Origin of the sequence: Streptomyces shenzhenensis (assembly GCF_003688995.1) — a bacterium.
Classification (GTDB): Bacteria; Actinomycetota; Actinomycetes; order Streptomycetales; family Streptomycetaceae; genus Streptomyces; species Streptomyces shenzhenensis_A.
The window spans coordinates 1-26,227 of the sequence record NZ_PENI01000018.1; the positions used below are offsets into that span (position 1 = coordinate 1).

Annotated in this window: 24 protein-coding genes and 2 pseudogenes; 13 read left to right on the forward strand and 13 right to left on the reverse strand. The window is 73.7% G+C overall.

The window, feature by feature from the left end:
* A pseudogene (locus CTZ28_RS25625) lies at window positions 1–218 on the reverse strand (chitinase); the annotation flags it as partial.
* A 202-nt stretch (window positions 219–420) separates the two neighbouring features.
* Between CTZ28_RS25625 and CTZ28_RS25630 the strand changes: the two are divergent.
* Entirely contained in the window at window positions 421–1,461 is a 1,041-nt protein-coding gene (locus CTZ28_RS25630) for an acyl-CoA dehydrogenase family protein (RefSeq protein ID WP_121892054.1), read from the forward strand.
* Window positions 1,462–1,492: 31 nt separating this feature from the next.
* Here CTZ28_RS25630 and CTZ28_RS25635 read toward each other — a convergent pair whose 3' ends face one another.
* From CTZ28_RS25635 to CTZ28_RS49650, 4 genes and pseudogenes are all read right to left on the reverse strand, one after another.
* Window positions 1,493–2,635 carry an LLM class flavin-dependent oxidoreductase gene (locus CTZ28_RS25635; RefSeq protein WP_121892055.1) on the reverse strand — a complete coding sequence of 381 codons (1,143 nt, stop codon included), beginning with the start codon at window positions 2,633–2,635 and terminating at the stop codon, window positions 1,493–1,495.
* Between the two features lie 25 nt (window positions 2,636–2,660).
* A pseudogene (locus tag CTZ28_RS47200) lies at window positions 2,661–2,849 on the reverse strand (SfnB family sulfur acquisition oxidoreductase); the annotation flags it as partial.
* Between the two features lie 164 nt (window positions 2,850–3,013).
* Window positions 3,014–3,568, reverse strand: a complete 555-nt coding sequence (gene ssuE / locus CTZ28_RS25645; protein WP_121892057.1) for an NADPH-dependent FMN reductase — start codon at window positions 3,566–3,568, stop codon at window positions 3,014–3,016.
* 196 nt (window positions 3,569–3,764) lie between these two features.
* Entirely contained in the window at window positions 3,765–3,848 is an 84-nt protein-coding gene (locus CTZ28_RS49650) for a putative leader peptide (RefSeq protein WP_351348119.1), read from the reverse strand.
* Window positions 3,849–4,015: 167 nt separating this feature from the next.
* On the opposite strand from CTZ28_RS49650, the gene CTZ28_RS25650 reads away from it, so the two are divergent.
* The 3 genes from CTZ28_RS25650 to CTZ28_RS25660 all read left to right on the forward strand — a co-directional run bounded on the left by CTZ28_RS25650 (window position 4,016) and on the right by CTZ28_RS25660 (window position 6,642).
* A complete protein-coding gene (locus CTZ28_RS25650; RefSeq protein WP_121892058.1) occupies window positions 4,016–5,404 on the forward strand; it encodes a cryptochrome/photolyase family protein in 1,389 nt (462 codons plus the stop codon).
* A gap of 276 nt (window positions 5,405–5,680) precedes the next feature.
* Window positions 5,681–6,121 carry an SPW repeat protein gene (locus tag CTZ28_RS25655; protein WP_121892059.1) on the forward strand — a complete coding sequence of 147 codons (441 nt, stop codon included), beginning with the start codon at window positions 5,681–5,683 and terminating at the stop codon, window positions 6,119–6,121.
* A 257-nt stretch (window positions 6,122–6,378) separates the two neighbouring features.
* Window positions 6,379–6,642 carry a GlsB/YeaQ/YmgE family stress response membrane protein gene (locus CTZ28_RS25660; RefSeq protein ID WP_121892060.1) on the forward strand — a complete coding sequence of 88 codons (264 nt, stop codon included), beginning with the start codon at window positions 6,379–6,381 and terminating at the stop codon, window positions 6,640–6,642.
* A gap of 61 nt (window positions 6,643–6,703) precedes the next feature.
* Here the strand turns inward: CTZ28_RS25660 and CTZ28_RS25665 are convergent, their stop codons facing one another.
* The gene (locus CTZ28_RS25665) at window positions 6,704–7,489 is read right to left on the reverse strand and encodes a GNAT family N-acetyltransferase (RefSeq protein WP_121892061.1); all 786 of its coding nucleotides are present in this window, start codon (window positions 7,487–7,489) and stop codon (window positions 6,704–6,706) included.
* Window positions 7,490–7,539: 50 nt separating this feature from the next.
* On the reverse strand, window positions 7,540–7,917 hold the full coding sequence (locus CTZ28_RS25670) for a MerR family transcriptional regulator (protein ID WP_121892213.1): 378 nt from the start codon (window positions 7,915–7,917) through the stop codon (window positions 7,540–7,542).
* A gap of 70 nt (window positions 7,918–7,987) precedes the next feature.
* Between CTZ28_RS25670 and CTZ28_RS25675 the strand changes: the two genes are divergently transcribed.
* Window positions 7,988–9,274: an MFS transporter gene (locus CTZ28_RS25675; RefSeq protein ID WP_121892062.1), complete on the forward strand. Its 1,287-nt coding sequence runs from the start codon at window positions 7,988–7,990 to the stop codon at window positions 9,272–9,274.
* Window positions 9,268–9,750 carry a nucleoside deaminase gene (locus CTZ28_RS25680; RefSeq protein WP_121892063.1) on the forward strand — a complete coding sequence of 161 codons (483 nt, stop codon included), beginning with the start codon at window positions 9,268–9,270 and terminating at the stop codon, window positions 9,748–9,750. The genes CTZ28_RS25675 and CTZ28_RS25680 overlap by 7 nt, the downstream gene beginning before the upstream one ends.
* Window positions 9,751–9,811: 61 nt before the next feature.
* On the opposite strand, the gene CTZ28_RS49350 is transcribed toward CTZ28_RS25680, so the two are convergent.
* The gene (locus CTZ28_RS49350; protein ID WP_121892064.1) at window positions 9,812–10,588 is read right to left on the reverse strand and encodes a chaplin; all 777 of its coding nucleotides are present in this window, start codon (window positions 10,586–10,588) and stop codon (window positions 9,812–9,814) included.
* Between the two features lie 237 nt (window positions 10,589–10,825).
* Here CTZ28_RS49350 and CTZ28_RS25690 point away from each other — a divergent pair, with 237 nt between their 5' ends.
* On the forward strand, window positions 10,826–12,385 hold the full coding sequence (locus tag CTZ28_RS25690) for an alpha/beta hydrolase (protein WP_121892065.1): 1,560 nt from the start codon (window positions 10,826–10,828) through the stop codon (window positions 12,383–12,385).
* A 154-nt stretch (window positions 12,386–12,539) separates the two neighbouring features.
* Window positions 12,540–13,055 carry a DUF4232 domain-containing protein gene (locus CTZ28_RS25695; protein ID WP_121892066.1) on the forward strand — a complete coding sequence of 172 codons (516 nt, stop codon included), beginning with the start codon at window positions 12,540–12,542 and terminating at the stop codon, window positions 13,053–13,055.
* Here the strand turns inward: CTZ28_RS25695 and asnB are convergent.
* Both asnB and CTZ28_RS25705 read right to left on the reverse strand, forming a co-directional pair.
* Window positions 13,048–14,889, reverse strand: coding sequence for an asparagine synthase (glutamine-hydrolyzing) (gene asnB, locus CTZ28_RS25700; RefSeq protein WP_121892067.1), 1,842 nt, complete (start codon window positions 14,887–14,889; stop codon window positions 13,048–13,050). The genes CTZ28_RS25695 and asnB overlap by 8 nt on opposite strands.
* Before the next feature lie 420 nt (window positions 14,890–15,309).
* Entirely contained in the window at window positions 15,310–15,735 is a 426-nt protein-coding gene (locus tag CTZ28_RS25705; protein ID WP_183154582.1) for a hypothetical protein, read from the reverse strand.
* 115 nt (window positions 15,736–15,850) lie between these two features.
* Between CTZ28_RS25705 and CTZ28_RS25710 the strand changes: the two genes are divergently transcribed.
* Window positions 15,851–16,945, forward strand: a complete 1,095-nt coding sequence (locus CTZ28_RS25710) for a baeRF3 domain-containing protein (RefSeq protein ID WP_121892068.1) — start codon at window positions 15,851–15,853, stop codon at window positions 16,943–16,945.
* Window positions 16,946–17,036: 91 nt separating this feature from the next.
* On the forward strand, window positions 17,037–18,062 hold the full coding sequence (locus CTZ28_RS25715; RefSeq protein ID WP_121892069.1) for a Gfo/Idh/MocA family protein: 1,026 nt from the start codon (window positions 17,037–17,039) through the stop codon (window positions 18,060–18,062).
* A 9-nt stretch (window positions 18,063–18,071) separates the two neighbouring features.
* Here the strand turns inward: CTZ28_RS25715 and CTZ28_RS25720 are convergent, their stop codons facing one another.
* Window positions 18,072–18,485: an SsgA family sporulation/cell division regulator gene (locus CTZ28_RS25720; protein WP_121892070.1), complete on the reverse strand. Its 414-nt coding sequence runs from the start codon at window positions 18,483–18,485 to the stop codon at window positions 18,072–18,074.
* A gap of 373 nt (window positions 18,486–18,858) precedes the next feature.
* Between CTZ28_RS25720 and CTZ28_RS25725 the strand changes: the two genes are divergently transcribed.
* Window positions 18,859–20,298 (forward strand): PP2C family protein-serine/threonine phosphatase, encoded by a 1,440-nt coding sequence (locus CTZ28_RS25725; protein ID WP_121892071.1) that lies wholly within the window; start codon window positions 18,859–18,861, stop codon window positions 20,296–20,298.
* An 88-nt stretch (window positions 20,299–20,386) separates the two neighbouring features.
* Here the strand turns inward: CTZ28_RS25725 and CTZ28_RS25730 are convergent, their stop codons facing one another.
* Window positions 20,387–21,880 (reverse strand): DNA-binding protein NsdB, encoded by a 1,494-nt coding sequence (locus CTZ28_RS25730; RefSeq protein WP_121892072.1) that lies wholly within the window; start codon window positions 21,878–21,880, stop codon window positions 20,387–20,389.
* Between the two features lie 254 nt (window positions 21,881–22,134).
* On the opposite strand from CTZ28_RS25730, the gene CTZ28_RS25735 reads away from it, so the two are divergent.
* Window positions 22,135–23,274 (forward strand): aminoglycoside phosphotransferase family protein, encoded by a 1,140-nt coding sequence (locus tag CTZ28_RS25735; RefSeq protein WP_121892073.1) that lies wholly within the window; start codon window positions 22,135–22,137, stop codon window positions 23,272–23,274.
* A 316-nt stretch (window positions 23,275–23,590) separates the two neighbouring features.
* Window positions 23,591–25,555: an N-acetylmuramoyl-L-alanine amidase gene (locus tag CTZ28_RS25740; RefSeq protein WP_121892074.1), complete on the forward strand. Its 1,965-nt coding sequence runs from the start codon at window positions 23,591–23,593 to the stop codon at window positions 25,553–25,555.
* 31 nt (window positions 25,556–25,586) lie between these two features.
* On the opposite strand, the gene CTZ28_RS25745 is transcribed toward CTZ28_RS25740, so the two are convergent.
* Window positions 25,587–26,084: a hypothetical protein gene (locus tag CTZ28_RS25745; RefSeq protein ID WP_121892075.1), complete on the reverse strand. Its 498-nt coding sequence runs from the start codon at window positions 26,082–26,084 to the stop codon at window positions 25,587–25,589.
* Window positions 26,085–26,227: the final 143 nt, after the last annotated feature.

Genomic DNA, 26,227 nt, shown 5'->3' on the forward strand with positions numbered 1-26,227 from the left:
GTGTCGCTGCCGGTGGTGGCGAAGCCGGGGTACGCGCCGAGCGCGGCGGTCAGCCCGCTGTAGGTGTAGAACGCGTTCCGGCCCGGGAACATCTGGTTGAACTGCGCCTCGCTGACCACGAATCCGGCGGCGGAGGCGGCGGGAGCCGACTGGAACACCAGCGCGGCGGCTCCGAGGGCGAGTGAGGCCAGGAGTGCGGCGATACGGCGCCTGAACATGTATCAACTCCTCTGCGGAGCACGGCCGTACCCGCCGGGGGGCACGGCCGTGGTGGGGGGTGGAGGCACACTCAACCGCATTGGTCTGTACCAGTCAAGGGTGTAGACCAGTCATCCGCGGGCCCCGTGCCTGTCGCCTCCCGCACGAACGGCGGACCCCCGGGTCGCCCCCGCGCCGCACCGGATCGGGAGAATCTCCCCCATGACCATCGCAGCGCATCCGCTCGTCGCCCGCGCCCGCCGTATCGCGGACGAGTTGCTCGCCCCGGCGGCGGAACGCGTCGACCAGGAGGGCGTGCCCGCGGGGCACATCGAGGCGATCAAGAACTCGGGGCTGCTCGGGGTGGGCGCGCCGGTGGCGTACGGCGGCTCGGCGGCGCCCGCGGCCGTCGTCCGGTGCACCGCGGAGATCCTGGCCGGGGCCTGCTGCTCGACGTGGTTCGTGCAGACCCAGCACCACACGCCGGTGCTCACCCTGGCGAAGAGCGAACGGCCGGTGCGTGAACGGCTGTTGGGCCCTCTCTCCCGCGGTGAGCTGCTGTCCGGGGTGGCCTACGCCCAGCTCCGGGCCCATCCGCGCACCCCGGTACGGGTGACGCGGGAACGGGGCGGCTGGCGGTTCGCGGGCACGGTCCCCTGGTACACCGGGTGGGGGCTGAACGACGTCATGCTGCTGGCCGGGGTGACCGACACCGACGAGGCGCTGTTCGCCTTCACCGAGGCGCGGGAGCAGGCGGGGCTGCGCGCCTCGCCGCCGCTGCGGCTGGCCGCGCTCACCGCGTCCCGCACGGTGTCGCTGGAGCTGACGGGTCTGTGGCTGCCGGACGAGGCGGTGGCGCTGCGGATGCCGTACCCGCGGTGGGCGGCGGCCGACCGGCCGAGGACGCTGAACACGAGCCCGGCGGTGTTCGGCATCACGGAGGCGGCGCTCGCCCTGCTGGACGAGGACACGGCGGCGCCGCTGCGGGCCCGGCTGTCCGAGGTCCGCGGCCGGGCCTACGCCCTCGCCGACCTGCCCGTGCCGCACGGGCACCCGGAGGAGCGGCTGGCGGTGCGTGCCGAGGCGTACGAGATGCTGCGCACGGCCACCACCGCGGCGGTCGTCGCCGGCGGCGGCCGCGCGATGTCGCTCGCCTCCCCCGCCCAACGGCTCGCCCGCGAGGCCCTGTTCCTCCTGGTCCAGGGTCAGACGGCGGAGTCCCGCCGGGCCCACCTGGACGCGCTGACCGCAGGACCGTCCTGACCCGGCCGCGCCGCCCCTGGTTCAGCGGGGTTCAGCTCGCGAACGGCACCTGGGGGGACGTGCGGGCCGGGCGGTCCCCCGGGTGGCGCCACAGACCACGGCCGGCCAGCCGGGGCAGCACACCCTCGCCGAACCAGTACGCCTCCTCCAGATGCGGATACCCGGACAGCACGAACTCGTCGATACCGAGGGCGTGATACTCCTCGATCCGGTCGGCGACCTCCTCGTGGCTGCCGACCAGGGCCGTGCCCGCTCCGCCCCGCACCAGCCCGATGCCGGCCCACAGGTTGGGGTGGATCTCCAGCGCGGCACGGTCGCCGCCGTGCAGGGCGAGCATGCGCCGCTGGCCCTCCGACTCGCTGCGGGCGAGCCCGGCCTGGACGGACCGCACGGTCTCCGGGTCGAAGCCGGCCAGCAGCCGGTCCGCCTCGGCCCAGGCCTGCGCGGAGGTGTCCCGGGTGATCACATGCAGCCGGATGCCGAAGCGGAGGGCACGGCCCTCGGCGGCCGCCAGCCGCCGGATCCAGTCGAGCTTCCCGGCCACCTGCGCGGGCGGCTCACCCCACGTCAGATACACGTCGGCGTGCCGGGCCGCGACCTCCCCGGCGAGGGGTGAGGACCCGCCGAAGTACACCTCGGGCACCGGGTCGGGCAGCCGGACCAGCCGTGCGTCCGCCACCCGCAGATGCGCACCGTCCAGGTCCACGGCCTTGCCCTGCCACAACTCCCGGACGATCCGCAGGAATTCGTCGGTACGGCGGTAACGCGCGTCCTTGTCCAGGAAGTCCCCGTAGGCCCGTTGTTCCCGGCTCTCGCCGCCGGTGACGACGTTCAGCAGCAGCCGCCCGCCGGACTGCCGCTGGAAGGTGGCGGCCATCTGCGCGGCGAGCGTCGGCGAGACGAATCCCGGGCGGAAGGCCACCAGGAACTTCAGCCGCTCGGTGTGCCGGCTCACCATCGCGGTCGTCAGCCACGCGTCCTCGCACCAGGCGCCGGTCGGGGTGAGCGCGCCCACGAAGCCGAGATCCTCGGCGGCGCGGGCGATCTGGCTCAGATAGCCGACGGTCGGCGGCCGGTCCCGGCCGGAGGCGGTGGCCGGGGTGCCGTGGCCGCCGCCGACGACGTGCCGGCTGTCGCCGTTGGTGGGCAGGAACCAGTGGAAGGTGAGGGACACGGGGGTCTCCGATCGCGAGTGACCGTCAGAGCAGACCGTGGCGGGGCGGCCGGCTGCCGCCCCGCACCTGCCGGCCGATGTGCTGGACCTGCCGGCGGGCCGGGTCGTGCGGGGTGGGGGTGCGGGCGTCCCGCCGGTGCCGGTGCGGGTTCCGCGAGTCGAGGGCGGAACGGGTCCCGGACACCTCGAAGAGGGCACCCGCCTCCGCCACCGCCACGTCGACCGCCCGCGCCTCGAGTCCGGTCGGCGCGGTCCCCTGACGGCGGGTCACCTGGAGGTACACGCAGTGGCCCAGCCTGAACACCTCCGCGAGGATCCCGGCGCGGCGGAACGCGACGGACTCCGCGTCGTCGGCGATCACCTGGGCGGTCATCGCGCTCAGCCCGCCGCGGCCAGCAGCGGGGTGTGGCCCAGGGCGGCCGAGAACCGGTCGACCACCTGCCGCAGGGCCTCGGTGGCGGCCGGCGCCACGGTCAGCGAGCCGTCCTCGTGCACGGTGATGTCCTTGTCCAGGGTGAACCAGCCCTGGACTATGTGGTCGGCACCCATGGAGGTCAGGACGGGGCGCAGCGCGTAGTCGATGGCGAGGACATGGGCGGTGGTACCGCCGGTGGCGAGCGGCAGCACGGTCTTACCGGCCAGCGCGTACTGCGGCAGCAGGTCCAGGAGCGCCTTGAGAACGCCGGAGTACGCGGCCTTGTAGACGGGCGTGCCGACGACGACCCCGTCGACGCGGGCGAACAGCCCGGCGGCCTCGACGACGGCCGGGTGGCGGACATCGGCGCCGAGCAGGGCCTCGGCGGGGATGGTGCGGACATCGAGCGGGATCACCTCGTGGCCGTCGGCGATCAGCCGCTGGTCGAGGAGGCGCAGCAGACGGCCGGTGCGGGAGGAGGCGGACGGGCTGCCGGAGACGGACAGGACGGTGGCCATGGGATCCCTCTTTCTGGGGCCGGGGCGCGCATTCCACGGGCACTCGGGGTATGCGGAACTCCTGGTGCGGAATGTTCTCGGGGACGCCGAACAAGGCGGCCGGGAGAACATGGGAATTCAGGCGGTGCGGAACACGGCGCATCGCCGCCGGGGGCGGGGTGCGGTGCGGGAGAAGTGCGGCGGATCGGTACGGGGATCAGGCCGCGGTGCGACAGGAGGCGCTGGAGACGCGCGCGAGGTCGACATGGCGTCGCCGCGTGAGGTCCAGTCGCATCGTCATGCCGTCGATCGTGACAGTCGCCGGTGAGGGCAGTCAAGGAAAACCCGGCCGGTCTCGTATCGCGGACCATTGCATTTCACGAGGGTGTGACGGGGAAACCCGGAACGGGCCGGAATGCGCCCGCATTCCTGGGAAGTCGCCGAACGCCACCGGCCCGGAGGACCGCCATGAACGTGTCCGTCGTCCTGTTCACCGCCGATCTGCGGCTGCACGACCACCCGCCGCTGCGGGCCGCACTGGACGGCTCGGACCGGGTCGTGCCGCTGTTCGTGCGTGACCGCGGGGTGGACCGGGCCGGATTCGCCGCGCCCAACCGGCTGGCGTTCCTCGCCGACTGTCTGCGGGACCTGGACGCGGGACTGCGCGAGCGCGGCGGGCGGCTCGTCGTGCGGTGCGGGGACGTCGTGGACGAGGTCTGCCGGGTGGTCGCCGAGACCGACGCCGCGGAGGTCCGGATGGCGGCCGACGTCAGCGGCTACGCGCACCGCCGGGAGCGGCGGCTGCGCGACGCGCTGGAGGCGGACGGACGCCGGCTGCACGTCCACGACACGGTGACCACGGCCGTCGCCCCGGGCGCGCTGACGCCGGCCGCCTCGGACCACTTCGCGGTGTTCACGCCGTACTTCCGCCACTGGTCGCGGCAACGGCTGCGGGCGGCTCTCGGCGCGCCCCGCACCGTGCGGGTCCCGGACGGTGTCGGGTCCGAGAAGCTGCCCGCGCGGGCCGGGCAGCCGGGGGTGTCCGAGGGGCTCGCCCCCGGCGGTGAGACGGCGGGCCGCAGACGGCTCACCGGCTGGCTGCGCTCGGGTCTTGCCGGGTACGCGGACGGCCACGACGACCTGGCCGGGGACGCGACCTCGCGGCTCTCGCCGCATCTGCACTTCGGGACGCTCTCCCCCGTCGAGCTGGTGCGCCGGGCCCGCCGCGCGGGCGGCCCCGGCGCCGAGTCCTTCGTACGGCAGCTCGCCTGGCGCGACTTCCACCGCCAGGTGCTGGCGGCGCGCCCCGGCGCGGCGACCGCCGACTACCGCACGCGGCACGACCGCTGGCGGTCCGGGCGGACGGCGCGCGGCGACATCGAGGCATGGCGGCAGGGGCGCACCGGGTACCCGGTCGTCGACGCGGCGATGCGCCAGCTGCGGTACGAGGGCTGGATGCCCGGCCGTGCCCGGTTGCTGGCCGCGAGTTTCCTGGTCAAGACGTTGTACGTGGACTGGCGTGTGGGCGCCCGGCACTTCCTGGAGCTGCTGGTCGACGGCGACGTGGCGAGCAACCAGCTGAACTGGCAGTGGATGGCGGGCACCGGCACGGACACCCGTCCCGGCCGCGTCCTCAACCCGGTCACGCAGGCCAGGCGGTACGACCCGGACGGCGCGTACGTCCGGCGGTGGGTTCCCGAGCTGCGGGGCGTTCCGGGCGGCGCGGTGCACGAGCCGTGGCGGCTGCGGGGGCCGGACCGGGCCGCCCTGGACTACCCGGATCCGGTCGTGGACCTGGCGGAGGGCCGGGCGCGCTTCGAGCGGGCCCGCGGACGCGACCGGCCGCTCCCGCCGTGACCGCCGGTTCACCGGTGACGGGGCGCGGTGGCCGCGGTGACGGGCCATGTCCGGTGCGGCCCGCGGCAGTTGCGGCGCCTTCGCGGCCTGCCGGCGGAATGGAGGAGGACCGCCTGCGCCGACGCGGGCAGGCGCAACAGGTGGGTGTTCCACCGGCGCGGGCCAGATCCACCCCCTACACATAAAGGTGAAATAAGAGCACAATGCATATAAGCGGCTCTTACCGCAGACCGCGTCAGACGCGGTCAAGCCTGCGAGTCAAGAAGGAGACGAGTCATGGCCGATGTCTCGCACCCCAAAGGTGACCTGAGGAGCCACCCTGATGTCTCCGAAATGCGAGAACGCTACGCGCGCGTGCTCGGCGGTCGCGATGTGGCACTCGTGGACGGGCCGGTGTTCCTGCTCGGCCTGTACTGCGCGGCGTCCCCGTGGATCCTCCACTACACGACCAGCCAGCCCGCGCTCATGACCCACAACCTGATCATGGGCATCGCGATAGGGCTGCTGGCCCTGGGGTTCACCAGGGCACCGGAGCGGATGTACGGACTCAGCTGGGCCATGTGCGCCCTGGGCATCTGGATGATCATCGCGCCGTGGATCGTCGGCACAGGCCCGGACACCGGCGTCGTGATCAACAACGTCGTCATCGGTGCGCTGGCCCTGATCCTCGGCCTGGTCTGCGCCGGTACGGCGGTCAAGAGCAAGTCCCAGCTGTAGCGGCACCGGAGCATCCCTCGGAAGGGAGGACGCGGGGCCGGCCCGGGGCAACCGGCCGACCCCGCACGGCCGGCTCGGCGGCCCGGCACCGGCCAGGGCTCCCACGGCAGTGAACTTGTGACCCGGGAGCGCCGGTTCATGCTCCCGGCGCGCTCCCGGCCGCCATTTCTTCCCTCCTCCACCGCACCGTGCGGACTGCCTCGGGATCCAGTGGGCAGATTGCACAGCAGCGGGGAACGCAACCAAGAGGGGCGGAGATGGAGATCTCGAGCATCATCGGTGCCATCGTCATCGGCATCGTCATCGGCGTGCTGGGGCGGCTGGTCGTCCCGGGCCGGCAGCGCATCGGTGTCGTGCTGACGATCGTCGTCGGCATCGTGGCCGCGTTGCTGGGTTCGGCGATCGCCGCGGCGTTCGGGGTCGCCGACACCAAGGGGCCCGACTGGATCGAGTGGTTCATCCAGATAGCCCTCGCGGCGGTGGGCGTGGCGGCACTGGACCGGGCGCGGGCGCGCCGCTGAACCACCGGCGCCGGCGCCCGGGTGCGGCCGTGACCGGGCCCGGCCGGGCCGCCGGCGGGCGCTACGCCCCGTACAGATGGGGCGTCGTGGTGGTCAGGGCGTGGAAGCCGAGGCGTTCGAGGACGCGGCGGCTCATCGGCAGGGCGTCGACCTGGAGATAGCGGTGGCCGCGGGCCGCGGCGGCCCGGGCGCGGTGGGCGACCAGGGTGCGGTAGAGGCCGCGGCCCCGCCAGTGTTCGAGGGTGCCGCCGCCCCACAGCCCGGCGAACCGCGTCCCGGTGACCGACTCCAGCCGGGCCGCGCTCACCGCTTCGTCCCCGGCGAGGGCGACGACCGCGACGAGCGAGCCGGGGTCGGCGGCGAGCCGGGTCAGCAGCCGGTGGCGCAGCCCGCCGCCGTCCACGCCGAACACCTTCTCGTGCACCTCGACCACGCGCTCCACGCCGGCCGCGCCGTCGGCCCGCAGGACGCGGACGCCCTCGGGCGGTTCGGCGTCCGCGGTCAGCGCGATCACCTCGGCGGTCTCGGCGACCATCAGCGTCTCCTCGGGCTCGGGCGTGAACCCGGCCGCGACGAGCCGGGATCCGAGGTCGGCGGGGAGGTCATGGCCGTGCAGTTTCCACTCGAACGCGCGGCCGAGCGCGGTGTAGTGCTCGATCTGCCCGGCGATCGCCGCGTCCGCGCCCGTCCCGTCAAGGCCGGACCACAGGACGCCGTTCCAGCCGTGGGCTCCGGCGACCTGCCGGACCACGGTCGCGCTGCGCTCGATCCGCGCGTCGGGGCCGTCGGGCCGTGCGTCCTTGCGCAGATCCCGGTCGTAGTGGGCGAGTACCGCGGCATGGTCCATGCGCCCACTCCAGCATCGAAGACCCGGCGCGGCAACGGAATTGATCGCCGTCAGCGGGCGTCCCGGTCCGGGCGGACCGCCGCGAGGTAGGCGGTCAGCCGGTCGCGGTTGCGGGCCAGGCAGTCGATGCGGGCCTGGATGCGGTCGATGTGAGAGCGCAGCAGGTCGGCCGTCTCCGCGCTCACGCACTCGGCCGGCGGATGGATCTCGCCGGGGCCGCCGAGGTACGGCAGGACGGCGCGGATCATCTCCGTGGTCAGACCCGAGTCGAGCAGCCCGCGGATCTGCTGGACGTCCCGGACCGCCGGCTCGCCGTAGGAGCGGTAGCCGTTGGCGGCCCGTTCGGGGTGGAGCAGGTCCTGCTCCTCGTAGTAGCGCAGCAGCCGGGCCGGCACCCCGGTACGGCGCGACAGTTCACCGATCCTCATGGCTCCCTCCGGGCCGCGTCCGGCCTTCGCCTTGACCTTCACACTGATGTGAGGCTCTGAGCATGGTGCCATGTCCACCGCTTCCCTGGGCCGGGGCTCCGCGCTGCCCGCGCGGCTGCCGTGGCCGGGCCTGCTGGCCCTGTCCGCCGCGGCCTTCACCGCCGTCATGACCGAACTGCTGCCGGCCGGTCTGCTGCCCGTGATCGCCCCGGACCTGGGCGTCTCCGAGTCCCGGGTCGGCTATCTCGTCACCGGCTACGCGGCCGCCTCGTTCGGGGCCGCCGTCCCGCTGACCGCCCTACTGCGCGGGCTGCCGCGGCGACCGGTGCTCACGGGCGCGCTGCTGGGTCTCGCGTGCGCCAACGCACTGGTCGCGGTGTCGTCCTCGTACGCCCTCACCTTCGCGGCCCGGCTGCTGGCCGGGGCCATGGGCGGCACGCTGTGGGCGATGCTCGCCGGGTACGCGGCGCGGATGGTGCCGGCCGAGCGGCGCGGCCGGGCGATCGCGATCGTGCTGGCCGGGATCACCCTCGCCCTGTCGCTGGGGGTGCCCGCCGGTACCGCGCTGGCCGGGGCGGTCGGCTGGCGCGCCGCCTTCGCCGTGCCGGCCTCCCTCGCCCTGCTGCTGGTGGGCTGGGTGCGGTGGCGGGTGCCGGACTTCCCCGGCGAGGCGCGGCACGCGCGCGTGCCGCTGCTGCGGGTCGCCGCGCGGCCGGGGATCCGCCCGGTGCTGGCCGTGACGCTGTTTCTGCTGCTGGGCCACCAGGTGATGTATACCTACGTCGCCCCGTTCGCGGCGCACGCCGGTTTCGCACGGACGGGGCTGCTGCTGGCGGTGTTCGGGAGCGCGACGGTGGCCGGTATCTGGCTGACCGGGATGCTGATCGACCGTCGGCTGCGCGGCACCCTGCTCGCCGCGCTGGGCCTGTGCACGGCGGTGCTGCTCGTGCTCGGCCTGGCCGCCGGCCGGCCGCCCGTGCTCGTGGGGGCCGTGGCCCTGTGGGGCGTGGCGTTCGGCGGCGCGCCGACGCTGATCCAGACGGCGCTGGTCGATGTGTCGGGGCCGGCCGACGCCGATGTGGCCACGGCGTTGCAGACCACCGTCTACAACGCGGGGATCGCCGCCGGTTCCCTGGCCGGCGGGCTGGCCCTGGACGGCGGCGGGCCCGCGGTCCTGCCGTGGACGGCGCTGCCGCTGGTGGCGGCCGCGCTCACCACGGTGGCCGTGGCGCGCCGGTACGCCTTCCCAGCGGTGCGGCACGGCGCACCGCCCACCGTTGACCGTGGCCCGGGCGGCCCCGGGGGCCGTAGCGTGCCTCCGGAACCGTACCGCGAGAAGGGGTGTGCACCATGGTGAAGGAGCACGATCTGCCGTATCTGCGCAGGTGTGTGGAGCTGGCCGCCGAGGCGTTGGAGGCGGGCGACGAGCCGTTCGGGTCGGTCCTGGTCGCCGCGGACGGGACCGTGCTCGCCGAGGACCACAACCGGGTGGCCTCCGGGGACCGCACCCGGCATCCCGAGTTCGAGCTGGCCCGCTGGTCCGCCGCCCACCTGACCCCGGATCAGCGGGCCGCCGCCACCGTGTACACGTCCGGCGAGCACTGCCCGATGTGCGCGGCGGCGCACGCCTGGGTGGGGCTCGGCCGGCTCGTCTATGTGGCGTCGTCCGAGCAACTCGTCGGCTGGCTGGGTGAGTTGGGCGTACCCGCGGCACCGGTGCGCGCGCTGCCGGTCAACGAGGTGGCGCCCGGGGTACGCGTCGAGGGGCCGGTGCCGGAGCTGGCCGAGGAGGTGCGCGCGCTGCACCGGAGGTTCCACGGGGCCGCGGCCTGACCGGCGCGTCGGCCGTGGGCGCGCCGACCGGCTCGGGCGGGGTACCGGACAGGGGGCGGGATCAGCGCCGCGCTCCCGGGCGGTAGCGGCGGTACAGGACGGCGCCGGAGACCAGCAGGGCCGCGCTCGCCGCGACCGCGGGGGCGGTCAGGTCCGCGCCCGTGTGGGCGAGGGCGACGTCGGCCTGCGGGGCGGCGGAGCGGGGCGCCGGCGGGGCGGGGTGGTGCGCCCGGGGCGGGGCCGGCGTTTCCGGCCGCGGGGTGGGCTTCGCCGGCTGGTCGCCGGGGGTGTTCACGGACTCGTTGCCGACCGCCGGGTTGCCGAGACCGACCACGTTCACGGAGTTGCCGCTGACGTTGACCGGAATATCGACCGGCACCTGGATGGTGTTGCCGGAGAGCAGGCCCGACGAGCCCTTTGCCCCGCCCTGGGCGGTCGCCCCGCCCCACGAGCCCGCACCGCCCGACGAGGACGTGCCGCCCGTCGAAGCCGCGCCGCCCGACGAGGACGTGCCGCTCCCGCCACCGCCCGGCGCGCCCGCCCGGACGCCTCCGGCACCGCTCGGCGCGCCCGCCCGGACGCTCCCGGCGCCGGTGCCGCTCTCGTTGGCACATGTGTTGCCCGCGGCCGGGTTGAGCAGCCCCGCCACGTTCACGGTGTTCCCGCACACGTTCACCGGGACGTGCACCGGCACCTGGAGGGTGTTGCCGGAGATCACGCCCGGCGAGCCGACCGTGGAGCCGTCCGCCGCGGAATCCGCGTACGCCGGCATCGTCACGGCCATCGCGCCGGAGGCGGCGGCGACGACGATCACACCGTTTCGGGTAAGCCGTTTCATCGACTCCCTGCCTTCCTAACGTGGTCACGGGCGGTCGCCCGCACCGGATTAAACGCGGACGACCAATCGGAGTTATGGCTTATCGGCCTTTCACCCCATCGAGTGACACAGTTATCGAACCGGCCGAGCATTCCTCGAATGCCGTTCCCGGCGTCCGGAGGCGAGCATTCCGCGGGCCGCCTATGGTGATCGGGAGCGCTGCCCCCGGTCCGCAGCGGGGCACCCTTGGAGGCATCGATGCTGGCCAAGCTGTCCACGCGGCCCGCCGTCCGGCGCTGTACGGGCGCCGGAGCCATCACCCTGACCCTGCTCGGCGCGGGGCTGCCGGCGGGGGCCGCCACCCCGCCCCAGCCCGATCTGTCCCGCTTCTACCGTCAGAAGGTCACCTGGTCGGCCTGCCCGGGCACGGCGGCCAAGGGCCTGCAGTGCGGAAAGGTGACGGTCCCGCTCGACTATGCGCGGCCCGGCACGGGCACGCTCGACCTGGCGCTGGCCCGCCGCCCGGCCACCGGACCGTCGCGGGGCTCCCTGGTGCTGAACTTCGGCGGCCCGGGCGGCGCGGGCGTCAGCACGCTCGCCGCCTCCGGCAGGGACTACCTGGCCCTGACCGACGGCTACGACGTGGTCACCTTCGATCCGCGCGGCGTCGGGCGGTCCTCGCCCGTCAGCTGCGGCGAGGACACCCAGGGGGCCGTGGCCGGGGACACCGCCGACCGGAACGATCCGAAGGCGCTCATGGCGCAGCTGCGCAAGGTCGCGGCCGAGTGCGTCCGGCACTCCGGCCCCGTCCTGACCCACATAGGCACCGTCAACGTCTCCCGGGACCTGGACGTCATACGCCAGGCCCTCGGCGACGACAAGCTCAACTACCTCGGCTTCTCCTACGGCACCAGGATCGGCGCGGTCTACGCCACCCAGTTCCCCGGCAAGGTGGGCCGGATGGCGCTGGACGGCGTGGACACCCTCACCGAACCCCTGTCCGAGCAAGGTTTGGCCGGTGCCGAGGGGCAGCAGACCGCACTGGACGACTTCCTGGACTGGTGCGTGAAGGACCGCGGCTGCCCCTTCGGCCGGGACCGGCGCACGGCCGGGGACCAGGTCCTGAAGCTGGTGCGCTCGCTCGACGAGCGTCCGGTGCCGACCGGCTTCGGCGGCCGGTTCAACGGCCAGGACCTGGTGGGCGCCATCGCACATGGCCTCTACAGCAAGGAGCTGTGGCCCGCGCTCGAACGCGCCGTGCTCTCCCTGGTCGACGACGGCGACACGCGCAAGGCGGAGACCTTCACGGCCGGCGGGTCCGGGCCGGCGCACCGGTCCGGCGGCGCGCTCGCGGACGAGGCGAACGTCCCCGTGGACAACCTGTCGGCCGCGCTGATGGCGGTCAACTGCGCGGACGACCCGGACCGCCCCGGCGACGGACAGATCACCAAGGACATCGCGCGGCTGCGCGCCGCGTACGAGAAGGCGTCCCCGGTCTTCGGCCGCTACCGGCTGGTCGAGCAGCTGATGTGCTACGGGCGTCCCCGGGGCACAGACTTCATCCGCGACCGGGTCAAGGACGTCGACACCCCGAAGATGCTCCTGGTGGGCACCCGCGGCGACCCTGCCACGCCGTACCGCTGGACCATGGAGACCGCCCATAGGCTCGGCCCGTCGGCAGTGGTGCTCGACAACAAGGGCGAGGGCCACACCGGTTACCCGTCCTCCAAGTGTGTGCGCCGCAAGATCGACGACTTCCTGCTGTACGGCTCGCTGCCCGCCGACGGGAGTTCGTGCCCGGCGGACCGGGCCGGGTGACGCCTCGTTCCGGTGCGCTCCCGCGGTGCCCGCGGTGACCCGGGCGGGTGACGGGCGCCGTGCGGCCACAACCTCACGGCCCTCCCGGCCGTCCCACCGAGTGGGCGGGTGGGTCCCGCCGCTGTGGTGCCGACCGACCCAGGGGGAAACCATGATGCGCATCCGTACCGCCGCGGCCGTGCCGGCCGTCGCCCTCGCCGCGGCCTCCCTGCTGCTCGCCGCGCCGCACGGCGCGGCGGCAGCCCGCACCGCCGTCTGCCCGGAGCGGGCCCTGACCGTGCGGGCGGCGGTGGCGTCCGCCGATCCGAGCGTGGTGCGGATCGATGTCACCAACCGCTCCGGCCGCGCCTGCGCCGTCGACCGCGCGCCCACGGTCACCTTCGGTGATCTGGACGGCGCGGCCCTGCCGGTGCCCGACGGCGCGGCCGGCACCTACCGGATCGGCGCGGGCCGGACCGCGTACACCGCGGTGCGGACCGTCGCCGACCCTGCGGACCCGCAGGCCCGCCGGGTGGCCGCGATCGCCGTGGCCGCGGACCCGGGCCACCGGGGGCGCGCGTTCACGGCGGCGGAGCTGGGCGCCGGCAGGGCCGTGCGGGTGTGGGAGCCGGTGACGACCTGGTGGCAGCCGTCGGCGGCGGCCGCGGACCGGGCGATCGGGCTCAGCTGAGCGTCAGTTCGGGCGAGTACATGTCCAGCCAGAGCGCCAGGTCGAGGGTGCGTTCCAGACCGCTCCTGGCCGCCTGGGAGCCCGCGGGCAGCTCCCGGTGGGCGGCCTCTTCGGCCTTCTCCCGGTCGACGAGTTCGAACACCGGGTGGTCGGGCCGGGCCACCAGGTCCTTGGCCTGTTCCTGGAGGGCGAGGCCGTACCGGGGATCCTGGGTGGACGGGTAGGGGCTCTTGACCCGCTCGTACACGGACTGCGGGATGACGTCGGCGCTCGCCTCGCGGAGCAGGCTCTTCTCCCGGCCGTCGAAGGACTTCAGGGACCAGGGCGTGTTGTAGACGTACTCGACGAGCCGGTGGTCGCAGTAGGGCACCCGGACCTCCAGGCCGACGGCCATGCTCATCCGGTCCTTGCGGTCGAGCAGGGCGCGCACGAACCGGGTCAGGTGGAGGTTGCAGATGCGGCGCATCCGGTATTCGAAGTCGCTCTCGCCGTCGAGCCGGCGGATGCCGGCGACCGCGGTGCGGTAGGCGTCGGCGATGTACGCGTCCAGGTCGAGGGTCTCGGCCAGCTCCGGGCGCAGCACCTCGGCGTCCCGGCCGAAGTGCCGGTTCGTCATGGCGAGCCAGGGGAAGGTGTCGGCGTTGCGGACCTCCTCGTCGAAGAACTGCTGGTAGCCGCCGAAGACCTCGTCGGCGGACTCACCGGACAGGGCGACCGTTGACTGGTCGCGGACGGCCCGGAACAGCAGGTAGAGCGAGGCGTCCATGTCGCCGAAGCCGGCGGGCAGATCGCGGGCGCGCAGCACCCTGGCCCGGACGGCGGGATCGGCGAGGGCCTGGGCGTCGAGCACGATGTCGTGGTGGTCGGTGCCGGCGAGGCGGGCCACGTCGTGCACGAACGGGGTGTCCGGGGTGGCACGCAGTCCGTCGGGCACGAAGTGGTCGGTCTGTCCGACGAAGTCGACGGCGAAGCTGCGCACCTTCTCGCCCTGCTCGGCGAGTTGCCGGGCGGCCAGCGCGGTCATGGCCGAGGAGTCGAGGCCGCCCGAGAGCAGGGTGCAGCGCGGCACGTCGGCCACCAGCTGGCGGCACACGATGTCGTCGAGGAGATCGCGGACGTGGGCCACGGTGGCGGCCCGGTCGTCGGTGTGCGGCCGGGTCTCAAGGCGCCAGTAGACGCGGCTGTGCAGACCGGTGCGGTCGACGGTGACGACGGTGCCCGGCAGCACCTCGCGCATGCCCTCCCACACGGCGTGTCCGGGCGTCCTGACCATGGTGAACAGCTCGCGCAGCCCGTCCAGGCCGATCCGGGGCCGGACCAGCGGGTTGGCGAGGATCGCCTTGGGTTCGGAGCCGAACAGCACGCCGTCGGGCGTCGGGTAGCAGTAGAAGGGCTTGATGCCCATGCGGTCACGGATCATCACGAGCTTGTCGTGCCGGCCGTCCCAGAGGGCGAAGGCGAACATGCCGTTGAGTCGTTCGGCGAGTCCGTCGCCCCATTCGAGGTAGCCGCGCAGGACGACCTCGGTGTCGGAGTCGGTGATGAAGCGGTGCCCGCGTCCGGTCAGCTGCTGCCGGAGTTCGGTGAAGTTGTAGGCCTCCCCCGAGTAGACCAGCGCCACGGTCCCCTGCGCAGTGGTGACCGTCATGGGCTGTCGGCCGCCGGGCAGATCGATGATGGCGAGCCTGCGGTGGCCCAGGGCGGCGGTGCCGTCGGTCCAGGTGCCGCGGTCGTCCGGACCGCGGCAGGCCATCGTCTCGGTCATCGCATCCAAAGTCGCGGCCTCGGTGTGCAGGTCACGGTCGAAGGAAACCCAGCCGGTGATGCCGCACATGCCTTTCCTCCTGCCTCCGGGCCGGCGTCGGCACCTCGCTCACCTGCGTCTTCGTAGGCGGGATCCGTCGACCGCCGAACCAGTTGTAGCTAGCATCTATATTACGAGCGTGTGTCCGCGGGGCCGGGTCGGTCAACGCGGCCGTAACACACAGGGCCCCGTCCGGGCCGCGCTTTCGGCCGCGCTTTGCCTGCCCGAGGGCCGCGTTCCGGCGCCCTGCCGGGCCCGGCCCGCCGGGAACCGGCCATGGGCAAAAACTTCCCCAAACCGCCCAGCGCCTCCGCTCGATGCCTCATCGTCCGCCGATTCCGGTGACGGTGGGTCCACCCCGGGCTACGCCCGGTTTCCGCGCACGCGGCCGGGCGCCGTCGGCGACCGTCGCCGCCCGGCCCCGCGGACACCCGCCGGCCCCGGCTCCCGTCACCGGGGTTCACCGGGGATGTCGTGGGTGTGCTCCGCGGGCGGACCGCCGGCGTGCCGTCCGGGCGGCCTCATCGCCCGGCGCACGGCCCGGACGACACCTTCGGGGTCGGCGGCGGAGACCACGAGGCGGGCGTAGGGGGCACTGGAGGGCCACAGGTCGACCACGACGACCGGGCCGCGCTCGCGCACGGCGACCAGGTCGCGGCCTTCCGGATGGCGCCACTCGCCCGCACAGAAGCGGTCGGGCAGCCACCGGCCGAAGCGCGGCAGGCCGCGCAGCGCGCGCCACCAGTCGGGCTCGACCGCGGCGTCGCGCACCGCCGTGAGCGGGACACGGACCGCCCGCGCACGCCGGATCAGCAGCCGCTCCGGTCCGCCGAGGCGGACGACCAGGTCCGGTCCGTCGACGGCCAGTCGAGCCATCCGCGCTCACCTCCTGATGCCCGTTCCGCCGGTCGCGCCGGACCGGCGAGACCCTTCGGACATGGTGATGAATACCCCAAATGCCCTATCTGTGAATCCGCCCTATCGTGCTCTTATGGAGCACGCACTCAGCCCCGCGACCCTCGCCGAACTGCGGCGCCCGCGCCCGTATCCCGCGGTGTCCGTGCTGACGCCGACGCACCGCCGCGAGCCCGAGAACGCGCAGGATCCGGTCCGGCTGCGCAATGTGGTGGCCGAGGCCAAGAAGCAGCTGGAGTCCGACCCGTCGGTCACCCGGGAGCGGCGCACCGATGTCGTCGACCAGCTCGACCGGGCCCTCGCCGAGGTGGACCTGGCGCACTCCGAGGACGGCCTGGTGATCTTCGCCGCGCCGGGCGAGCACCAGGTGTGGTCGCTGGCCCGCACCGTGCCGGAGCGAGTGGTGCTCTCGGACACCTTCCTGACCCGCAACCTCGTCTCCGCACACGCGGCGGAGCAGCCGTTCTGGGTGCTGTCGGTCTCCGCCGACCGCGTCACCCTGTGGAACGGCGGGGTCGACCGGGTCGTCGAGGCCCGGGCCTGCGGCTTCCCGCTGTCCCGGAACCGGGTGAACTTCGACGCCGAACGCCAGGAGCGGATCGGCGACTTCCCGAGCACCTATCGCGACGAGGACACCCGTCACTTTCTGCGCGAGGCCGACACGGCGATGGCCGCGGTGCTGCGCGAGCACCCGAGGCCGCTGTACGTCACCGGCGAGCAGGCCGCGCTGTCCCTGCTGGACGAGGTCGGCGGGGTCGCGCGGGCGGCCGTGCACATCCCGCACGGCGGGCTGGCGAGCGGCACCCCCGAGGCGGTGTGGCAGGCGGTCCGGCCGGTGGTCGACGCCGAGGCCGGCCGGGCCGCCGACCGCGTGGCACGGGAACTGGACGCGGCCCGTGGCCGCAAGGAGTTCGCGGCCGGCGTCGACGAGGTCTGGCAGAGCGCGCGCGAGGGCCGGGTCCGGCTGCTCGCCGTCGAGGAGAACTACCGGGTGACCGTCCGCGACGACGGCGACCATCTGATCCCGGCCGAGAGCGGCGATCTCGACGCCCGCGAGGACGTCGTGGACGAGATCGTCGAGCAGTGCCTGGAGACCGGCGCCGATGTGCGCTTCGTACCGGACGGCACGCTGGACGACGCGCGCGGCATCGCGGGGGTGCTGCGGTACTGACGGCACGCCGCCCGGCCCTGCCGGCCGGCTTCCCCGGCGCGTACGCTACGGCGTGATCGTCGGCCGGGAGACCGGGACAGGGAGGGCGCACATGGGTGAGGTGCTGGGCGTCGCGGTACTGGGTGCCGGACACATGGGGGCCGACCATATACGTCGCCTCGCTCACCTGGTGAGCGGCGCCAGGGTGGCCGCCGTCGCCGATCCCGACACCGAGCGCGCGCAGGAGGTGGTCGCGGGCCTGGACGGCGTCTCGGTGCACGCGGAGGCGGCGGCCGCGCTGGACGCGCCCGGCGTGGGCGCCGTCCTGATCGCCTCGCCCGGCCCCGCGCACGAGGAGGCCCTGCTGGCCGCCTTCGACCGCGGGCTGCCGGTCCTGTGCGAGAAACCCATGGTGCCCGACTCCACGGGGGCACTGCGGGTGCTGGAGGCGGAGGCCCGACTGGGCCGGCGGCTGGCACAGATCGGGTTCATGCGGCGCTACGACGCCGAGTACCAGCGGCTGAAGTCCCTGCTGGACGGCGGCGGTCTGGGACGTCCGCTGATGCTGCACTGCACACACCGCAATGTCTCCTCGCCGCCCGGCTTCACCAGCGCCATGCTGATCGACAGCTCCGTGTCGCACGAGATCGACGCGGCCCGCTGGCTGCTCGGCCAGGAGCTGACCGCCGTGACCGTACTGCGCCCCGCGTCCTCGTCCGGCGCCCCTCAGGGCCTGGCCGACCCGCAGTTCGTGGTCTTCGAGACCGAGCGGGGCGCCCTCGTGGACGTGGAGGTGTTCGTCAACTGCGGCTTCGGCTACCAGGTGCGCTGCGAGGCCGTCTGCGAGGCGGGCAGCGCCCGGATCGGCGACGAGCACACCATGGTGGTCACCACCCGGGGCGGCGCCCGCGAGGACGTGGCGCAGGACTACCTCGTCCGGTTCGCCGACGCCTACGACCGTGAGCTGCGGGCCTGGGTCGACGCCACCCGCCGGGGACGGGTCACCGGTCCGAGCGTGTGGGACGGCTACGCCGCCTCCGTCGTCGCCGAGGCCGGGGTCCGGGCACTGGAGACGGGCCGCCGTACGACCGTGGAACTCGCCCCGCGCCCCGGCCTGTACGCCACCCCCGGCCGCTGACCACGGGTGTCACACGCCGCCGAACAGCGCGCCGAGCCCGCGTTCGACGGCCGTCCCGACGTCCTCCTCCCCGGCCGCCACCACGGCGTAGCTGCGCCGCAGGAAGCCGCGCAGCGCGCCGGTGTCGAACCCGAGCAGGGCGACGCCGTGCGGCGCGTGGAACTCCAGCAGCGTGCAGGTGGCTCCGCACGGCCGGATGCGCACGTCACCGCGTCCGGCGGGGGCGGCGAGCCCCGTGTCCAGCAGGGAGCGGGCGAAGATCCAGGTGACGTGCTCGCCGTCGAGGGCCGCCTCCGGCGGGAAGTCGACGAAGACCGCGAGCGGGTCGTGCACGGAGTACCGAAGCGTGGCGGGCACGGGGACCTCCCGGTCCTCGGCGGTGATCAGTCGCGCGCGGACGGGCTGCCGGACAGTGGTGTCCATGAAAGTACGAGCACGGCGGACCCGGTCGGATGACACCTTGCGGCGCACTCCGCGATGTGACGTACATCACTGCACGCAACAGGCGTGAGTGCGAGAGGGTGTCCACAGGTCGAACACACGGCCGGGCGCTACACGGACAGCCCTGACTATCGGTCAACGCGCGTACTCCGACTACGACTTGCCCCGCCTTGCCGCGTACGCCGATGACACCGGCCGACCGCGCCGTGAAGACACTGGCATATGCCAGAAGCACCACCGTATCGTGTGTTGCCAAATCCCTTACAGCGCGTCGCGGGCTGTGCAACAGTCGTAACCGGTCCCCCCGGGTCCCCCGGTTCTCCTTGGCCGTACCGTCCCCGCATCGGAGTGCGTCATGCCGTCCCACCTCTCTGCGGATCGCCCAGCCGCCCAGCCGCCGGGGCGCGGCTCGGTCGAGGCGTTGATATCGCAGACGCGGCGACTCAAGGGCGAGGTGGACGCCGTACGCAGAGACACGCACAGTGACGGCACGGACCCGCACGAGCGCTGGCAACGCGCGCTGTACGACCTGGCGCTGCACCAGCTCAACGATCTCGACGAGCACTTGGCGCAGCTGCGGGACGGCCCGCCGCCGGTACCGCCCGTCCCGGCGGAGCCCGCGCCCCGAACAGCCGGCCCGGCGGCGCCCGTTGCGGCACCGGCCGGCTCGCTGCTCAGCCGGGTCGGCAGCGCGGAGTGGAATCTGCTGACGGACGAGGCCAGTTGGTCCGGGGAGCTGTACCGGATCCTCGGCCGTGACCCGGCCACGTCCGCGCTCACCCTGGACGAACTGCCGTCCCTGGTCCTCGACGAGGACCGCCCGAAGCTCACGGCGATGGTCACCGACTGCCTCGTCGACGCCAAGCCGATCGACGGGGAGTTCCACGTCGTACGGCCCGACGGATCCGTGCGGGCCGTGCACATGATGGGCGAGCCCGTGCTGGACGCCGACGGCAGCACCGTCTCGATGTGGGCCGTCGTGCGCGACGTCAGCGAACTGCGGCGCAGCCAGCGGACGGTGAGCGAGACCCGGGACTCGTTGCAGCGCCACCGGCAGCAGGCGCAGACCGAGCACCGGCTCGCCGCCGAACTCCAGGAGGCCGTGCTGCCCCCGTGGCACGGTCTGCCGGGGCCCGCGCGTCAAGGGCCGCGGTCCCTCGACGTGGCGGCCCGCCGGCTGCCCGCAGCGGAGGGCGCGCCGACCGGCGGCGACTGGTACGACGCGCTCGAACTGCCGGACGGCGAGACCGTGCTGGGCGTCGGCGACCTCACCGGACACGGCATCACCGCCGGCTCGGGCAAGGCGATGCTGATGGGCGCCGTGCGCGGGATGGCGATGGCCGGCACCCGGCCCGGCCCGCTGCTCACCTGGCTGAACCAGTTGCTGGAGACCACCGCGCAGCCCGCGCTGGGCAGCGCCGTCTGCTGCCGCTACCGGCCCGCCGACCGCACCCTGGAATGGGCACGGGCAGGACACCCCGCCCCGCTGCTGTACCGCGACGGAACGGGGCGCCTGCTGGAGGCACCCGACGGAGTCCTGCTCGGCGCGACGCCGAGAGCCGCCTACGGACAGGCCGAAACGACCCTCGAACCAGGCGACCTCCTGCTGCTGCGGACCGACGGACTGACCCGTGGACCCGGCGGAACGGACGCCGTGGACCGCCTCCTCGGCCTGGCCCCGCGCTTCGCCGCGGCCCGCACCGCACAGGACTGTGTGCGGGTGGTCGTGGAGGAGTTCGGCGCGGGCGAACGCCAGGACGACGCCTGCGTGCTCATCGCCAAGCTGTCTTCCTAGAAAACACCGGTAACCAGGAAGCACCGGCACCAAGGGAGAACCAGAACGCGCGAGAACCGGAGAGAACACCGCGCACGGGCGTCACACGCTACGCCTGTGCGCTGTCGCCACCCCTGTTCTTCGGCTTCGGCAGGGCAAGTCTGATCTCCTCCCGCAGTTCATTGATCTTCGGATAGCGGGCGTACTCGGCGGTGAGCCGGTACATCTGGCGCAGCCGGTCCCAGGTGCGATGGGAGGAGTTGGAACCCATCGACATCAGCGCCAACCGGGCGTACCGGTCCGCCTGTTCGGGGTCGTTCGCGATGAAGCACGCGGACGCCATGGACAGGAAGTCGAAGATCTTCGACCGCTGCCGGCCGTCCACCCGCAGGGCCAGGGCCTTCTCCGCGAAGTGCTGGGCGTGCGCGGCCGCGCTCGGCTCGAACTCGGCCAGGGTGCGGTAGGCCAGGGCCTGCATGCCGTACAGGTCCTCCTCCTTGAACGTCTGCATCCAGCTCGGCGGCGGCACGTCGCCCCGGTCCGAGACGAAGAGGTCCTCCGCCAGGCCGAGAGTGCGGCGCATCGCCTGCCCCTTGCCCATCGACGCCTGTGCCCAGGCCTCGATGGTGTGGAGCATGGCCCGGGTGCGCGGCAGCACCTCGGCACCGGAGCCGGACTGGGCGAGCTTCATCAGATCGAGTGCGTCGTCGGGCCGGCCCAGATGCACCATCTGGCGAGCCGCTCGGGAGAGCGCCTCCCCGGCGCGGGGCCGGTCGCCGCCCTCCCGGGCCGCGTGGGCGGCGATGACGAAGTACTTCTGGGCCGTGGGCTCCAGGCCGACGTCGTGCGACATCCAGCCCGCGAGGACGGCGAGATTGGCCGCGACGCCCCACAGGCGCCGCTGGAGATGGTCGGGGTGACGGTAGGCGAGCATGCCGCCCACCTCGTTGAGCTGGCCCACCACCGCCTTGCGTTGCAGCCCGCCGCCGCGGGCCGCGTCCCACGCCCGGAACACCTCGACCGAACGCTCCAGTTCCTCGATCTCCTGCGATCCGATGGGGGCGGCCTCGTAACGGTCGAACCCAGCGGGGTCGGCGTGCAGGGAGTGGTCGAGGGCAGGGGCGTCGGTTCTGAGTGTGGGGTCGGTGTGCAGCCAGTCGTGCATGGCACTGCTGAGTGCGGATCCCGCGGCGAGCGCTGCACCCGCGCCCACCAAGCCGCGTCGGTTGAGCATGAGGTCCATTCCCGTGAATTCGGTGAGGACCGCGGCAGTCCGTTCGGGCGCCCACGGCACACCGTCGGGATGTTGTGCTGTCCCGCCGCCGGACCGTTTCCCCGCACGCCCGTGCCGCACCAGACCGAGGTCCTCGATGGTCACGACACGGCCGAGACGCTCGGTGAACAGGGCAGCCAGCACCCGCGGCACCGGATCACGCGGGATCTCTCCCGTGTCGATCCACCGCCGCACCCGCGAGGTGTCGGTCGCCAGCTGGGGGTGGCCCATGGCCGCCGCCTGCCGGTTGACCAGCCTCGCGAGTTCGCCCTTGGACCAGCCGGCCAGGCCGAACAGGTCCGCGAGCCGGGTGTTGGGTTGTCCGCTCACGTCAAGCCCCCAGGTTCTCGGCTGAGTTGACAGTAGCCCGGTGCGGGTTGCCGGGCGACTATTCGCCAGGGTTCGCCAGGGTGCGCCAGATGGTGTGCCAGTGGTCAGCGGGTGTCAGGTAGGAATGCGCCACCCCGACCCGGTAGCCACTCGGCAGACCGGACGCATTCCCCAGGGTGCTCCCGGGCGACCGGGCCGGGTGGGCGCACGCACCAGGCAGACACCGCAGGTACACGAAGGGATCTGTATCGCCCATGTACGCAGTATCGTCCTCCGTGTCCGCCCCTCCCCGGCCACTGCGTCCGCGCCCGGCGGGCGGCGGCCCCTATCTCGCTCCCGCGCATCCGGGAGCCGGCTTGCCGGGCATGGGACGGCCACCGCGCGCCGCGGGGCCGACCGCCCAACCGCTCAGCGGGAGACTCGACTTGTCCGGTCCCCAGGGCGCGCAGCTGCGCTCGGCGATCGCCTCGGTGCACCGGATCTGCCCGGAGTTCGCTCCGGTGCAGGTGCTGCGCCGCAGCGGTCGGTCCGTGCTCCTCGTCGGCACGACGGGGCGCAGCACGGCCGTCGCCAAGTGCCTGCTGGACCACTCACCCGCCTGGGCGGAGCGCATCCGCCACGAAATAGCTGCATACCGCTCGTTCGTCCGGCACCGGCCGCCGGTCCGGGTGCCGAGGCTGATCGCGGCGGACCCGGACAACTGCACGCTGGTGATCGAGCGGATGCCGGGCCGGGTGGCGGCCCTGCAACGGCATCCGGTGGAGGCCCCGCCGCGGACCGACATCCGCGCGGCCCTCGGCGCGATCTGCCGGCTCAACGCGTGGCGGCCCCCGGCGGGCACGTTCGACGCGCCCCTCGACTACGCGGCCCGTATCTCCCGGTACCACGAGCTGGGGCTGCTCACCGACCGGGACCTGGGCGACCTGCAGAAGCTGCTGCACGGCATCGCGCAGGCGACGGGCCGGCAGGGCATGGGCCAGTTCTGTCACGGCGACGCCCTGCTCTCCAACCTCCTGCTCTCACCGGCGGGTCCGGTGCTGGTGGACTGGGAACACGCGGGCTGGTACCTGCCGGGGTACGACCTGGCCGTGCTCTGGTCGGTCCTCGGGGACGCCCCGGAGGCCCGGCGGCAGATCAGCCAGATCGCCCAGTCCGCGGGCCTCGCCTCGCGGGACGCGTTCCTGGTGAACCTGATGCTCGTCCTGACCCGGGAGATCCGTACGTACGAGACGGCCGTGCAGCGCTCGATGCACGACGCGGCCCCGATGGCGGCGGGCCCGGCCCAGCTCGGCGGCGCCCCGTCCGGCGAGGAACAGCGGCTGCTCCTGAGGCGGTTGCACGACGACTGCCAGCTGGCCCGCCGGGCCGTGCGCGCGGCGGTCGGCACGCGCTGACGAAGCGTTGATCCGCGGTGCGCCCGCCGCGGGGCCCCTCACACGGGACCCGGGGCGCGCCGCGGATCGTCGTCCCCGCCGTCGGGGCGGCGGTCTCCGGTCGTTCGGCCGTCCCCGGCCGGTCCCGTGCGGTGCCGGGTCATTGGTGTACGCCAGTGACGCCCCGCAGGCCCGCGCGCCATCGCCGCGAAACTCCTGCGCGCCCCGTCTGACGTGGTAAATCACCCTCCCCTGGGCATGATTGACGGATCGTCGGCAAGCCGGTACCACTGGGCATCGCTCGGCTCCGCACGCCCCACCGTCCCGGGAGGCCGCATTGCGAGGATCCGCCATCGACCCCACGTCCGCGCCCGGCGGCAGACGTACGCGCAGGGCGGCCGGAGGCATCGCCGCCGCGGCGCTGCTGCTGCCGCTGCTCGGCGCCGCCCCGTCCCCGGCCGCCACCGGCTCCGCCACGGGCGGGCTCCAGCGCGCCTTCGCCTCGGCCGCCGCCGCGTATCACGTGCCGCAGAGCGTCCTGCTGGCCGTCTCCTATCTCCAGTCCCGCTGGGACACGCACGCCGGGGCGCCGAGCGTGACCGGCGGCTACGGCCCGATGCACCTCACCGACGCGCGCACCGCGCTCACCGCCGTGCCGCACCACGGCGAGGGCACCGAGGACGCCCGCGGCGACAGCGCGCGCCCCGCCCTGCGCCCGGAGCCGCGCGTGCCCGAAGCGTCCGCGCTCCCGGCCCGTCTCGAAACGCTGCCGACGGCGGCCGGGCTGACCGGGATCCCGGCGGCCGGACTGCGGACCGACCCGGCCGCCAACGTGGCCGGCGGCGCCGCGCTGCTCGCCGCCGCCCAGCAGGAGTTGGGCCGCCCCCTCAGCTCGGACCCCGCCGACTGGTACGGCGCGGTGGCCCGGTTCTCCGGCGCGGCCGACACCGCGACCGCGGCGGCCTACGCGAACGACGTGTACGACGTGCTGCGCACCGGCGCGCAACGCACCACGGACGACGGGCAGGTGGTCGCGCTGGCCGGGCGGCCGGGTCTGTCCGCGGACACCGCGCAGCTGAAGCGGGCCGGCCTGGCCCCGGCCGCCGAGGACGGCACGGAGTGCCCCGCTGCGGTGTCCTGCACCTGGGTGCCGGCGCCGTACGAGGAGTTCGGGGACGACTACGGCAACCACGATCTGGGCGACCGGCCGGCCACGCAGAGCATCAAGTACATCGTCATCCACGACACCGAGGGCGCCTGGGACGGTGTCCTCGACCTGATCAAGGACCCGACCTATGTGTCGTGGAACTACACCATCCGCTCCACGGACGGGCTGATCGCCCAGCACGTCAAGGCGAAGGACGTGGCGTGGCACGCGGGCAACTGGTACGTCAACGCCAAGTCGATCGGTATCGAGCACGAGGGTTTCCTCGCCGCGCCGGACGCCTGGTACACGGAGGCGATGTACCGGTCGTCGGCCCGGCTGGTGAGGTACCTCGCCGCGCGGTACGGCATCCCGCTGGACCGGCAGCACATCCTCGGCCATGACAATGTGCCGGGTCCCACCGCCGCCACGGTGCCGGGCATGCACACCGACCCGGGTCCGTACTGGGACTGGCGGCACTACTTCGAACTGCTGGACCACCCCTTCGGGCGCGCGGGCGGCGCGAGGGGCGGGCTGGTCACGATCCTGCCGGACTACGCGCGCAACCAGCCGGTGTACACGGGGTGCACCACCGCGGGTGAGCCGTGCGCGGCGCACGGGTCCAGCGAGGTGCGGCTGTACTCCGACCACGACGAGAACTCCGCGCTGATCAAGGACATCGGCCTCGGTACGGTCCCGACCACCGGTGTGAACGACGTGTCCTCGCGGGTCTCGACCGGGCAGCAGTACGCGGTGGCCGACCGCTGGGGCGGCTGGACGGCGATCTGGTATCTGGGGCAGAAGGCCTGGTTCAGGAACCCGGGCGGGCAGCCGACGGCCGTCGCCGCCGCCGGACGCGTGATCACGCCCAAGGCGGGGCTCGCGGGCATTCCGGTGTACGGGAGGGCGTACCCGGAGAAGGCCGCCTATCCGGCGGAGGTGCCCGCGCAGGCGGTGTCCCCGCTGCCGTACACGATCCCGGCGGGCCAGCGGTACGTCGTCGGTGACGAGCTGCCCGGCGAGTACTACTACGCGGTCACCTTCACCGCCGACTCGCACCGGGTCGTGACCGGCGAGGACCTGTACTACCAGATCCAGTACGGCCATCGGGTGGCGTATGTGCGCGCCGCCGATGTGGATGTGCGGCCGTCGGCCTGACAGCCGCAGTCGGCCCCGTCGGCCGGCGCCGTCAGCCCTGCTGGAAAAGCTCCGCCGGGAGCGGCTTCAGCAGGGCGTACAGATCGTCGGTGATGGGGCGGTCCCAGGCGGCGATGGTGACCAGGACGCCGTCGCTGCGGTCGAACTGGACGCACGAGATACGGGTCTCGGAGAGCTTCAGCCGGCGCACGATCAGCAGGTTGTCGCCCTGGAGCACCGGCATGTCCTCGGCGCCGGTGACCGTGATCTCCTCGTCGTTCTCCAGTGCCAGCAGCAGCTGGCCGACCTCGAAGGGGATCTCCCCGTCGGCGACCTCGCGGGCCGGGGAGCCCTCCGGGAGATTGCCGATGATCATGGCGGGGCCGCGGCCGCCGAACAGGTCGTAGCGCAGGAAGACGCCCTGGCAGGTGCCGTCGGGGGCGGGCAGCAGACCCGCGCCCAGATTGCCGGGCCAGTCGCCCGGATCCATGGCCAGCACGTCGAAGTCGGGCCCGGCGGGGGTGGCGCTGCGGCGGCGGAGGAACGACATGCGGCCATGGTACGTGCCCGGGCCCGGTCGACGGCGCCCGGGCGGCGTCCCATCAGGGAAGCGGCAGCGCCCGGATCACACCGGGCCGAGTCACTCCTGCGGCGGCCCCGGCTTCCCCTGCCGCGCGGGCGGCACGACGGCGA